This window comes from Pseudomonas sp. NyZ201, assembly GCF_049860765.1.
Classification (GTDB): domain Bacteria; phylum Pseudomonadota; class Gammaproteobacteria; order Pseudomonadales; family Pseudomonadaceae; genus Aquipseudomonas; species Aquipseudomonas bharatica.
In genome coordinates this window covers 1912568-1924581 of sequence record NZ_CP187557.1, presented here as the reverse complement: position 1 = coordinate 1924581, position 12014 = coordinate 1912568, and the positions used below count along the sequence as shown (strand labels likewise).

The 12014-nt window shown below is 65.5% G+C and carries 8 protein-coding genes; 5 read left to right on the top strand and 3 right to left on the bottom strand.

Going from position 1 to position 12014, the window contains the following annotated elements:
* Nucleotides 1-121: 121 nt before the first annotated feature.
* Entirely contained in the window at nucleotides 122-2500 is a 2379-nt protein-coding gene (locus tag ACPFMA_RS08660) for a sensor domain-containing diguanylate cyclase (protein ID WP_425929990.1), read from the bottom strand.
* Between the two features lie 99 nt (nucleotides 2501-2599).
* Nucleotides 2600-4792 (bottom strand): bifunctional 23S rRNA (guanine(2069)-N(7))-methyltransferase RlmK/23S rRNA (guanine(2445)-N(2))-methyltransferase RlmL, encoded by a 2193-nt coding sequence (rlmKL, locus tag ACPFMA_RS08655; RefSeq protein ID WP_420059395.1) that lies wholly within the window; start codon nucleotides 4790-4792, stop codon nucleotides 2600-2602.
* Nucleotides 4793-5343: 551 nt separating this feature from the next.
* On the opposite strand from rlmKL, the gene rmf reads away from it, so the two are divergent.
* Nucleotides 5344-5559 (top strand): ribosome modulation factor, encoded by a 216-nt coding sequence (rmf, locus tag ACPFMA_RS08650; RefSeq protein ID WP_009404525.1) that lies wholly within the window; start codon nucleotides 5344-5346, stop codon nucleotides 5557-5559.
* Nucleotides 5560-5785: 226 nt separating this feature from the next.
* On the opposite strand, the gene ACPFMA_RS08645 is transcribed toward rmf, so the two are convergent.
* On the bottom strand, nucleotides 5786-6811 hold the full coding sequence (locus ACPFMA_RS08645) for a quinone-dependent dihydroorotate dehydrogenase (RefSeq protein WP_425929989.1): 1026 nt from the start codon (nucleotides 6809-6811) through the stop codon (nucleotides 5786-5788).
* A gap of 157 nt (nucleotides 6812-6968) precedes the next feature.
* Here ACPFMA_RS08645 and ACPFMA_RS08640 point away from each other — a divergent pair, with 157 nt between their 5' ends.
* From ACPFMA_RS08640 to ACPFMA_RS08625, 4 genes are all read left to right on the top strand, one after another.
* Nucleotides 6969-8159, top strand: a complete 1191-nt coding sequence (locus ACPFMA_RS08640) for a CmpA/NrtA family ABC transporter substrate-binding protein (protein WP_425929988.1) — start codon at nucleotides 6969-6971, stop codon at nucleotides 8157-8159.
* A 14-nt stretch (nucleotides 8160-8173) separates the two neighbouring features.
* A complete protein-coding gene (locus tag ACPFMA_RS08635; RefSeq protein WP_009404519.1) occupies nucleotides 8174-8749 on the top strand; it encodes an ANTAR domain-containing response regulator in 576 nt (191 codons plus the stop codon).
* A gap of 332 nt (nucleotides 8750-9081) precedes the next feature.
* Nucleotides 9082-10293: a nitrate/nitrite transporter gene (locus ACPFMA_RS08630; RefSeq protein ID WP_425929987.1), complete on the top strand. Its 1212-nt coding sequence runs from the start codon at nucleotides 9082-9084 to the stop codon at nucleotides 10291-10293.
* Between the two features lie 5 nt (nucleotides 10294-10298).
* Nucleotides 10299-11969, top strand: a complete 1671-nt coding sequence (locus ACPFMA_RS08625) for a protein kinase domain-containing protein (RefSeq protein WP_425929986.1) — start codon at nucleotides 10299-10301, stop codon at nucleotides 11967-11969.
* Nucleotides 11970-12014 lie beyond the last annotated feature (45 nt).

The following is a 12014-nucleotide window of genomic DNA, read 5'->3' as shown; positions in this document are numbered from 1 at the left end:
GTTTTTCGCTGTTGCTGATGGCCTCATCGCCGGCAACGCCGGCTCCCACAAGTATCGAATACACCGCCAAACCTGTGGGAGCCGGCGTTGCCGGCGATGAGGCCGGTATGAGCAATAAAGATCAGGGCTGCTCGGCCTCGACCCGGTCCCGCCCGCCCTGCTTGGCCGCATAGACACCCGAATCAGCCCGCAGCAGCAAGGCATCAGCCCCTTCCCCCGGTCGCCAGCCGGCCACACCGAAGCTCGCAGTCACCCGCCCTACTCCCTCCACCGGCACGCTGCGCACGCCCTGCCACAACTCCAGCGCCAGCGAGTGCGCCTGGCTGGCATTGCTGCCCGGGCACAACACCATGAACTCCTCCCCGCCCAACCGACAGAACACATCGGTACGCCGCAGCCGGTTGCTGATGCGCTGGCACAGGCTCTGCAATACCAGGTCGCCCACCGCATGGCCGAAGTGGTCGTTGATCTGCTTGAAGTGGTCGATATCCAGCATGATCACCGCCAGGTCCTGGCCACCGCGCTGCGCACGCTCCAGTTCGGCCTTGAGTCGCTCCTGGAAATAGCGGCGGTTGTGGATGCCGGTCAGCGAGTCGGTGACAGACAGCGCGCGCAGTTCCTCTTCGACCCGTTTCAGATCGGAGATGTCGGTGAGATAGCCGTGCCACAGGGTCCCGCCATTGGCCAGCCGCTCCGGCGTCGCTTCGCCGCGCACCCAGCGCACGCCGGCCTTGGGCAGGTTGACCCGGTATTCCTCGCGCCAGGGCGTGAGTTGCGCGGCGGAGTCGCGGATCGAGCTGCGCACCCGCACCAGGTCATCGGGATGGATCCGCTCGAACACCGTGGTTGCGTCCTGCCTGAGCAACTCGGGCTCGACCTCGTAGATGTCCCGCAGCCCCTCGCTGGAATAGCTGAAGCAGGAACGGCCATCGGGATCGAGACGGAACTGATAGATGCCGCCTGGCACCTGGGCCGTGAGTTTCTCCAGCAGGCGATCGCGCGCTTCCAGCGCCTCGTGCACGCGCTTGCGCTCGGTGATGTCGATGCAGATCGCCAGGTGCCCGACCCATAGGCCGTATTCATCCAGCACTGCGGTCACCAGCATGTTCGCTGGCAGCAGGCTGCCGTCCTTGCGCCGCAGCGTCCATTCGCCCGGTTCCTGGTCCGCCGGAGACACGTCATCGCCCAGCAGGGCCTGGCTGCCGCTGATCTCCCGGCCGAAACGCAGGCTCATGGAGCGCGCGCGCTCCTGGACTTCCTCGGGCAGCAGCAGGCTTTCCAGGGTCAGCTTGCCCAGCGCCTCGGCGGCGCTGTAGCCCAGCATGCGCTCGGCACCGGCATTGAAGGTGCTGATCACCCCGTGCAGGTCGGTGGCGATGATCGCGACCTGGGTGGCAGCATCGAGGACGCTGCGCAGTTGGTTGTGGGTATCGCGCAGGCTTTGCTCACTGATGCGCAGCTCGGCGGTGCGCTGCTCCACCAGGGTCAGGGCGCGCTGCCGCTGGCTGAACAGGCTGAACAGCAAGGCGCTGAGCAACAGGCTCAGCAGGCCGCCGACGAAGGCCACGCCCATGGCCGAGGAGCGATTGTCCTGAAGAAATTCCTGACTGGGAGACATATCCAATTGATAGGTACGGTCGGCCAGATGCAGGACCTTGCGCACCTGCAACGATGATTCGGCAGCCTGGTTGCCCGATTCGAACAGCGATTCCGGCCCCGACGGCGACGACAGATCGAGAATCCGCACCACCAGGTTGTCCTCGGCGGCACTGGGCAGGCCGTCGGCCATCAACTGGCGCATGCTCAGCACCGCCATTACATAGCCCTTGGGTTCCCCGCCGCTGGCACCGGCGGCAAACACCGGCGCAACCATCAGCATGCCGCGGGTATAGGCCGGCGCCACGCCGATCAGGTCGAGTGGCGCGGAGGCGGCCATGGAACCGGGGGTGCTGGCGCGTTGCACGGTGTCGCGACGCAGCGGCTGGGACAGCAGGTCGAAGCCCAGCGGCGGAGGCAACTGGCTGAGGGTCTGGCTGAACAGCACCGGATAGTACAGGGGCCGCGCCGGCGACGGTTGCAGCACCCCGCCCTCACCGACTTCACGGATGCTGAAGTCCTGGCCGAACAGCCTGCGCCCCTGGCGCTCGAAACCCGCGCGTTGCTCCGCGCTGACCCGTGGCGCCCAGGAGTACGCCTGGGAGCGGTGCAGCAAAGGGCCGACATAGCCGTCGAATTCGTCGCGGGTGATTTCCTGGGCGTAGACGAAGAACCGGCGCAGGCTGTCCAGGCGTTGCACCTGGTCTTCCATGCGCTCTTCGATGCGGCTATAGCGCTCGTTGGCGAGCAACTCGAAACGCTGCGTCAGTTGCTGCTGGGAAAGCTTGCTGGCGGCGAGCGCGAGCAAGGCGGTCAGCAGGCCGCCAACCACCAGGGCGACGAAGGCCACCAGCCAGGCGGACACTTCTTCGCTGATAAAACCGAGCATTTTCGGCTTCGACATGGGCAAGCACTCAGGACGCCAGCCGGTAACGGCTCTCAGGGCTCTCTTCAATAATAGCCAGTCGCCACACTCGCGAGAGCCCCTCGGTCGTCATTCGGATCACCGGGCCTGGATGCGCCAGGCCCGATGGATCTTGCTGTTGCGTGCAAAATCCGGGTCCAGGGTGGTGGCGCTGATTTCCTCGACGGCGTAACGCGCCTGCAGGTGCTCGTCGAGCTGGAACTTGCGGAAGTTGTTGGAGAAGTACAGCACGCCGCCCGGCGCCAGGCGGGCCATGGCCAGGTCGAGCAGCTGCACGTGGTCGCGCTGCACGTCGAACACCCCTTCCATGCGCTTGGAGTTGGAGAAGGTCGGCGGGTCGATGAAGATCAGGTCGTACTGCTCGCGGTTGCCCTGCAGCCAGGCCATCACATCGCCCTGCTCCAGGCGGTTCTTGTCCGAGTAGCCATTGAGCGACAGGTTGCGCCGCGCCCAGTCCAGGTAGGTTTTCGACAGGTCGACGCTGGTGGTGCTGCGCGCGCCGCCCTTGGCTGCGTGCACGCTGGCCGTGGCGGTGTAGCAGAACAGGTTGAGGAAGCGCTTGCCGGCGGCCTCGCGCTGGATGCGCATGCGCATCGGGCGGTGGTCGAGGAACAGGCCGGTGTCCAGGTAGTCGGTCAGGTTGACCAGCAGCTTGACCCCGCCTTCGCTGACTTCGAGGAATTGTCCCTGGCTGTTCTGCCGCTCGTACTGGCGGGTGCCGCTCTGCCGCTCGCGGCGCTTGACCACCACCTTGCTCTGATCCACGCCCAGCGCCTGCGGGATGGCCGCCAGCGCATCGAACAACCGGGCCTGGGCCTTTTCCGGATCGACCGAACGCGGTGCGGCGTATTCCTGCACATGCACCCAGCCCTGGTAGAGATCGACAGCCAGGGCGTACTCGGGCATGTCGGCGTCATACAGGCGGTAGCAGGTGATGTGCTCGCGCTTGGCCCACTTGCCCAGTTGCTTGAGGTTCTTTTGCAGGCGGTTGGCGAACATCTGCCCGCCTTCGCTCAGGCGCGCCGGCTCGGCAGCAGCGGCCTGGGCCGGGCGCTCCTGGTCCTGGTTGCGCTCGGCGCTGCGGCGCTCGCCGGTTACGAACTGGTCCGGTTGCACCTTGATCAGCAGCAGCTTGCACGGCAAGGCGCCGTTCCAGAACGCATATTGCTTATGGCTGCGAATGCCCATGCGCTTGCCCAGGTCCGGGGCACCTGTGAACACCGCCGCTTCCCAGCCGAGACAGGCCTGGCGCAGGCGCTCGCCAAGGTTCTGGTAGAGGTAGAGCAGGCTGGCTTCGTCGCCAAGGCGCTCGCCGTAGGGCGGGTTGCTGATCACCAGGCCTTTCTGGTTCTGGTCCGGGCGCGGCTCGAAGGTACCGACTTCGCCCTGGTAGATCTTGACCCAATCGCTCAGCCCGGCGCGCTCGACGTTGTTGCGCCCCGGCTGGATCAGGCGCGGATCGGCTTCGTAACCGCGGATCCACAGCGGCGGCCGGGCCAGGCCGGCTTCGGCACGGGCGCGGGCTTCGTCATGGACCTTGCGCCACAGCGCCGGCACGTGGCCGAGCCAGGAGGTGAAGCCCCAGCGCTCGCGCTTGAGGTTGGGCGCGATATCGGCGGCGATCATCGCCGCTTCGACGAGGAAGGTCCCGACACCGCACATCGGGTCGGCCAGGGCTCCGCCCTCGGCGGCGATGCGCGGCCAGCCGGCGCGGATCAGCACGGCGGCAGCGAGGTTTTCCTTGAGCGGCGCGGCGCCCTGCTGCAGGCGGTAGCCGCGCTGGTGCAGGCTGTGGCCGGACAGGTCGAGGGACAGGATGGCCTCGCCACGCTCCAGGCGCAGGTGCACGCGCAGGTCCGGGTTGAGCTTGTCGATCGACGGCCGCTCGCCCTGGGCGTTGCGCAGCTTGTCGACGATGGCGTCCTTGACCTTGAGGGCACCGAAGTGGGTGTTGTCGATGCCCGAACCGTGGCCGCTGAACTCCACGGCCAGGGTGCCGGCGGCGTCCAGGTGCTCCTGCCAGTCAACGTCATGGACGCCGTCGTACAGGTCGTCGGCGTTCTTCATATCGAAGCGCTTGAGCACCAGCAGCACACGGTTGGCCAGGCGCGACCAGAGGCACAACCGGTAGGCGGTTTCCATATCGGCCGAGCCGCGCAGGGCCGAGGTGTGCTCGCGCACATCCTCCAGGCCGAGGCCGCGGGCCTCATCGGCAAGCAGGCCTTCCAGGCCTTTGGGACAGGTGAGGTAGAGTTCGAAACGGTCCGACATGGGTCAAGTCCAGCCTTGTAGTGAAGAAGCGAACGCATCGCTCTCCAGAGTTTGATCGGGTGCCTTCCGCAAGCACCCGAGTGGCACTGGCTTTGTACGATAAGTACAAACCCGATATGCCGGGCCACCCGCGATGCCTTTTCGCGGACAGCAAAAAGGCTTTGATCGCCAGGCAGAACGAAAAATTCTGTTGCTGAAGGATGCGAATGCGACCCTTCGTCGTTTAGTCGGTCAGCGCCGGAAAACCTTCGCGGCGATGGCCTTTTGCTGCAAAGGCCGGGTAACTCCTGATGATAGTTGGCTTTACCCGAGATCTGCCTCTGACGCAATTTTTTACTTATCCCCTCACCCATGGAAAGGTTACGTGCTTATGACAATTCGTTCGTTCACACGCTTCGCCCCATTGGTTAGAACTCAACTCAGGTCGTGACCGCAACGGTACGACACTTCTGCTCGCCACGCCGGCAGCGAGCGCACACCGGCAGAAAGAATCTGCCCGACCTCAACGAGGTCGACGGGACATTACAGTCAACAAATGAGGGCAGTACCCTATGAGAAGACTTAAGCGTGATCCGTTGGAAAGAGCATTTTCACGTGGCTACCAATACGGAGTCACCGGCAAATCCCGGGAGCTTTGCCCCTTCACCCTACCGTCGGTGCGCCAGGCATGGATCAATGGCTGGCGCGAGGGACGGGGCGACAACTGGGATGGAATGACCGGCACCGCAGGTATCCATAGACTCAACGAAGTTCACGCCGTTGGCTGATCGAGGAGCGTAACCGTTTCAACCGTTTTACATGCGCGCCCTATCCGGGCGGCGGGCTGAGGCCCAGGGGCCCCTTTCGGGGCCCTTTTTATTGGCTTCGAAGTGCCTGCGCGACGATCATGCTGCGTTGAAGACAGGCTCGGAATGCTCATTGACAACCAGTCAACTCCGCTTCCGAGCCTGTCTTCGCCTTGCCTGATCGCCGCGCAGACCCTTCTCTTACAAATTATCTTCCGGGCATCGCGGCGATAGCATCTACCGACTCACGGATCAACGCCGGGCCCTTATAGATGAAGCCGGAGTAGACCTGCACCAGGCTCGCACCGGCTGCGATCTTCTCGGCCGCATGGCGACCTTCGGTGATACCGCCCGCCGCGATGATCGGCATGCGCCCGGCCAGCTCGCCCGCCAGGACCTTCACCGTGTGGGTGCTCTTCTCGCGCACCGGGGCACCGGACAGGCCGCCCGCTTCGTCGCCATGCTCCAGCCCTTCGACACCTTCGCGGCCGAGGGTGGTGTTGGTGGCAATCACCGCATCCATTCCCGACTCCAGCAGGGCCGAAGCAACCAGCGCGGTTTCCTCGTCGGTCATGTCCGGCGCGATCTTGATCGCCACCGGGACGCGCTTGCCGTGGTTCAGGGCCAGTTCCTCACGGCGCACGGCCAGGGCGTCCAGCAGTTGCTTGAGCGAGTCGCCGAACTGCAGGCTGCGCAGGCCCGGGGTGTTGGGCGAGCTGACGTTGACGGTGATGTAGCTGGCATGGTTGTAGACCTTGTCCAGGCAGATCAGGTAGTCGTCCACGGCGCGCTCGACCGGGGTGTCGAAATTCTTGCCGATATTGATGCCCAGCACGCCCTGGTAGCGAGCGGCGCGCACGCGCTCGATCAGGTTGTCCACGCCGAGGTTGTTGAAGCCCATGCGGTTGATGATCGCCTCGGCCTGCGGCAGGCGGAAGATCCGCGGCTTCGGGTTGCCCGGCTGCGGGCGCGGTGTCACGGTGCCGATCTCGACGAAGCCGAAACCGAGCTGGGCGAAACCGTCGATGGCCGCGCCGTTCTTGTCCAGGCCAGCGGCCAGGCCCACCGGATTGGGGAAGTCCAGGCCCATGACCTTCACCGGCAGGCGCGCCGGCGCCTTGGTCAACAGTCCGTTGAGGCCCAGGCGGCCGCCGGCACCGATCAGGTCGAGCGACAGGTCGTGGGAAGTTTCCGGGGACAGTTTGAACAACAGCTGGCGGGCCAGGGTATACATGGGCGGGCTTGGCTCAGGATTTGGAGAGGTGGCGATTATAGCCATGGCGGCGGTTGCATGACAGCGCCTTGGCATATGGGTTGCTTGAGCGCCTGCATGGGGCCGGCGCCGTGCGCGCATCGGCCAAGCGCTTTACCTGCCGGGCGACTGCACTGCGATGACCGATTTTTCTCCCTCCCCCCTGGCATGGCTGCATGGCAGCGATGCACCGGAAAAAACCAGCCTGAACATCGGCTTCATGGCCCTGAGCGACTGCGCGCCGCTGGTGGTGGCCGCCACCCAGGGCTTTGCCCAGCCCCACGGCCTGACCCTCAACCTCAAGCGCCAGACCTCCTGGGCCGGGCTGCGCGACGGGCTGCTCAGCGGCGAACTGGATGCCGCCCATTGCCTGTATGGCCTGACCTACGCGGTACACCTGGGCATCGGCGGCGTTGCCCCGACGCCCATGGCGGTGCTGATGGGCCTGAACCACAACGGACAGGCGATCAACCTGTCGCCGGACTTGCAGGCGATTGGCGTGACCAGCCCTGAGGCACTGGAACGTCACGTGCACCAAAGTCGGACAAAACTGACGTTCGCGCAGACTTTTCCCACAGGCACTCACGCCATGTGGCTGTACTACTGGCTCGCCAGCCAGGGCATTCACCCTTTGCAGGACGTCAACAGCGTGGTGGTGCCACCGGCGCAGATGGTTGCGCACCTGCGTGCCGGACGCATCGACGGCTTCTGCGTAGGCGAGCCTTGGTCGGCCAATGCAGTGAACCAGCGCATGGGCTTTACCCTGGCCACCAGCCAGTCGATCTGGCCGGACCATCCGGAAAAGGTCCTGGCGAGCACCGCCGGCTTCGCCCGGCAATACCCCAACAGCGCCCGGGCGCTGGTCGCCTCGGTACTCGCCGCCAGCCGCTTTATCGAACAGAGCCCGGAAAACCTGCGGGCCACCGCACGCCTGCTCAGCGCCGAAAACTATCTTGATGCGCCGCTGGCGGACATCGAACCGCGCATGCTGGGCGACTACAGCGACGGCCTCGGCAATCACTGGCACGATGCCCACGGCCTGCGCCTGCACGACGATGGCCGGGCCAACCTGCCGTGGCTTTCGGACGGCATGTGGTTCATGACGCAGTTCCGCCGCTGGGGCCTGCTGCGCGACGACCCCGACTACCTCGCGGTCGCCCGCGAGGTGCAGCAACTGGGCCTGTACCGCGATGCGGCGACCAGCCTGGGCATCGACTGTCCCGTGGCGTCGATGCGCAGCAGCCAGTTGATCGATGGCAGCGTCTGGGATGGCGGCGACCCGCGCGGCTACGCCCATGGCTTCCGCCTGCATGCCCTGTCCGGCCAGTAACGGGAGTTGCCCTGATGCTGCGAATCCTGTTGATCGACGACACCGAAAAAAAGGTCGGCCGCCTGCGCACGGCGCTGGTCGAGGCCGGCTTCGAGGTGATCGAGGCGTCCGGCCTGACCATCGACCTGCCGGCGCGCGTCGAAGCGGTGCGTCCGGACGTGATCCTGATCGATACCGAGTCACCGGGCCGCGACGTGATGGACCAGGTGGTGCTGGTCAGCCGCGACCTGCCGCGGCCGATCGTGATGTTCACCGACGAGCACGATCCGGCGGTGATGCGCCAGGCGATCCAGGCCGGGGTCAGCGCCTATATCGTCGAAGGCATCCATGCCCGGCGCCTGCAACCGATCCTCGACGTGGCCATGGCCCGCTTCGAAAGCGACCAGGCGCTCAAGGCCCAGCTCCAGGCGCGCGACCAGCAACTGGCGGAGCGCAAGCGCATCGAACTGGCCAAGGGCCTGCTGATGAAGATGAAGGACTGCGACGAAGAACAGGCCTACACCCTGATGCGCCGGCAGGCCATGAGCAAGCAGCAGAAGCTGGTGCAGGTGGCGGAGCAGATCATCGCGATGCATGACTTGTTGGGTTGAGGTGTCCTTCAGCCTGTGCTGTCGCGCAGAGAACCGTTCCAAAGCACGACGCGTACCCTGTGGGAGCGGGTTCACCCGCGATTGCGGTAGTGAATTCAAAATAGCAATCGCGGGTGAACCCGCTCCCACAAGGTTTCTGCTAAATCAAAGAGTTGTGTTTTGATGAGTGCGCCCCAGCCATTTATGGATCTGGCCCACCTCTTGCTAGGAATCCTCCGGTAGCCAACGGCGGTTGCCCCAACCCCAATACCGACAAAGACGTCGCTCTCCCCCTCGCCACCCATGCGAGCCGGGAAGCGGCGTTTTTTTGTTTCAGCCCCGTGAGGTATCCCATGAATACGAGCTTCTGGAAATCCGGGCATGTCCCGACCCTGTTTGCCGCTTTCCTGTATTTCGACCTGAGCTTCATGGTCTGGTACCTGCTCGGCCCGCTCGCCGTCCAGATCGCCACCGATCTGCAACTCACCGCGCAACAACGCGGGCTGATGGTGGCGACGCCGATTCTCGCCGGCGCTGTGCTGCGCTTCGTCATGGGCATCCTCGTAGACCGCCTCTCCCCCAAGACCGCCGGCCTGATCGGCCAGGTGATCGTTATCGTCGCCCTGTTCAGCGCCTGGAAGCTGGGGGTCAACAGCTACGAGCAGGCCCTCCTGCTCGGGGTGTTCCTCGGTGTGGCCGGGGCTTCGTTCGCCGTGTCCCTGCCGTTGGCCTCGCAGTGGTATCCACCGCAGCACCAGGGCAAGGCCATGGGCATCGCCGGCGCGGGCAACTCCGGTACCGTGTTCGCCGCCCTGCTGGCGCCGTTGCTGGCCGCCGCCTACGGCTGGAACAACGTGTTCGGCTTTGCCGTACTGCCGCTGCTGCTCACCGTGGTGCTCTTCGCCCTGCTGGCGCGCAACGCCCCGCAGCGCCCGAAACCCAAGGCGGTGGCCGATTACCTTAAGGCCCTGGGCGACCGTGACAGCTGGTGGTTCATGTTCTTCTACAGCGTGACCTTCGGCGGCTTCATCGGCCTGGCCAGCGCCCTGCCCGGCTACTTCAACGACCAGTACGGCCTCGACCCGGTCAAGGCCGGCTACTACACCGCCGCCTGCGTCTTCGCCGGCAGCCTGATGCGTCCGCTGGGCGGCGCCCTGGCCGACCGCTTCGGCGGCATTCGCACCCTGCTGGCGATGTACAGCGTGGCGGCGGTGTGCATTGCCGCAGTCGGCTTCAACCTGCCCAGTTCGGTAGCGGCGCTGGCCCTGTTCGTCAGCGCCATGCTCGGCCTTGGTGCGGGCAACGGTGCGGTGTTCCAGTTGGTGCCACAGCGCTTCCGCCAGGAAATCGGGGTCATGACCGGGCTGATCGGCATGGCCGGCGGTATCGGTGGCTTCCTCCTGGCCGCCGGCCTGGGCGCGATCAAGCAACACAGCGGTGATTACCAGCTGGGCTTGTGGCTGTTCGCCAGCCTCGGCGTGCTGGCCTGGTTCGGCCTGCATGGGGTCAAGCGCCGCTGGCGCACCACCTGGGGCTCCGCCGCCGTTACGGCAGCGCGGGTCTGATACCGGTGAGCCTGCGACTGAACATCGCCCAGGCCAGCGCCAGCGGCCCACGGGAAGAAAACCAGGACGCCACGCGCCTGGTCACTCCGGGGCCCGAGCTGGCGGCGAGCAAGGGCTACCTGGTCGCCCTTGCCGACGGTGTCAGCCAGTGCGCCGACGGCGGCCTGGCGGCGCGGGCCAGCCTGCAGGCGCTGGCCATGGACTACTACGCCACGCCGCCCACCTGGGGCGTGGCCCAGGCCCTGGACCGGCTGCTGTCGGCGCAGAATCGCTGGCTGCGCGCCAACGGCGGCGGCCAGCCGCTGCTCACCACCCTGACCGCGCTGGTGCTGCGTGGCCGGCGCTTTACCCTGGCCCATGTCGGCGATTGCCGGGCTTATCGCTGGCATGCCGGGCAGTTGCGACGCATCAGCCAGGACCATGTCTGGGACCAGCCCGGCATGCAGCATGTGCTCAAGCGCGCCCTCGGCCTGGATGAACATCTGCTGGTGGATTACCAGGAAGGCGAACTGCAGCAGGGCGAACGCTTCGTCCTGCTCAGCGATGGTGTCTGGTGCGTGCTCAACGACAGGCAGATCGCCAGCGTCCTGCGCGATACCCCGGACCTTCAGCAAGCAGCAGACACCCTGGTGCGCATGGCCCACCTGGCCGGCAGCCAGGACAATGCCAGTGCGGTGCTGGCCGGGGTCGAGGAACTCGGTGCCAGCAGCCTTGGCGACACCCTGGCGCAATTGCACCACTGGCCGCTGCCGCCAAACCTGCGTCCGGGGCAATCCTTCGAGGGCTGGCAGGTCGACAGTATCGTCGGCAAGAGCCGTCAATCCCTGCTCTACCGTGTGCTCGATCAACAGGGACAAGCCTGGCTGCTGAAAACCCTGCCGGCCAGCCGCGAGCAGGACACAGGCGCCCAGCAAGCGCTGTTGATGGAAGAATGGTTCCTGCGCCGCGTAGCCGGGCGCTGCTTTCCCGAAGTACACCCGGGCAACCAGCGCCAGCACCTGTACTACCTGATGCGCGAGTACCCGGGCCAGACCCTGGCCGGGCACTTCCAGCAATATGGCCCGCTGCCCCTGGCACAATGGCTGGATATTGCCCGCCAGACCCTGCGCGCAGCAGGCATGCTGCACCGGCGCAACATCCTGCACCGCGATATCAAGCCGGAGAACCTGCACCTGGGCGATGACGGCCAGATACGCCTGCTGGACTTCGGCCTGGCCTTCTGCCCGGGCCTGTCGGAGGCGCCTTCGCAGGATCTGCCCGGCACGCCCTCGTTCATCGCGCCGGAAGCTTACGAAGGGCAGCCGCCGTCGGTGCAACAAGACCTTTACGCCGTGGGCGTCAGCCTTTTCTGGCTGCTCACCGGGCATTATCCCTACGGCGAGATCGAAGCCTTCCAACATCCGCGTTTCACCACGCCCACCAGCGCTGCACGCCTGCGCCCGGACCTACCGGAATGGCTGGAGCACAACCTGGCCCAGGCGCTGGCCAGCGACCCGCGTCAGCGCTTCGAAACCGCCGAGCAATGGCTGTTGCTGCTCGACCAGGGTGAAAACCAGCCCCTGGCCCTGCGCGCGAAACCCTTGCTGGAGCGCGAACCGCTGAAAGTCTGGCGCGGCCTGGCGCTGCTGTCGCTGCTGTTGAACCTGGTGTTGCTGATCGGCCTGCTGAAAGGCTGACGAACCGCAGAAAAAGAAAAACCCGGCCGAGGCCGGGTTTTTCTA

What these genes read in the sequence shown, in the direction of transcription:
- ACPFMA_RS08660 (WP_425929990.1), bottom strand. Translation starts at nt 2,500, where the DNA reads ATGTCGAAGCCGAAAATGCTCGGTTTTATCAGCGAAGAAGTGTCCGCC.
- rlmKL (WP_420059395.1), bottom strand. Translation starts at nt 4,792, where the DNA reads ATGTCGGACCGTTTCGAACTCTACCTCACCTGTCCCAAAGGCCTGGAA.
- rmf (WP_009404525.1), top strand. Translation starts at nt 5,344, where the DNA reads ATGAGAAGACTTAAGCGTGATCCGTTGGAAAGAGCATTTTCACGTGGC.
- ACPFMA_RS08645 (WP_425929989.1), bottom strand. Translation starts at nt 6,811, where the DNA reads ATGTATACCCTGGCCCGCCAGCTGTTGTTCAAACTGTCCCCGGAAACT.
- ACPFMA_RS08640 (WP_425929988.1), top strand. Translation starts at nt 6,969, where the DNA reads ATGACCGATTTTTCTCCCTCCCCCCTGGCATGGCTGCATGGCAGCGAT.
- ACPFMA_RS08635 (WP_009404519.1), top strand. Translation starts at nt 8,174, where the DNA reads ATGCTGCGAATCCTGTTGATCGACGACACCGAAAAAAAGGTCGGCCGC.
- ACPFMA_RS08630 (WP_425929987.1), top strand. Translation starts at nt 9,082, where the DNA reads ATGAATACGAGCTTCTGGAAATCCGGGCATGTCCCGACCCTGTTTGCC.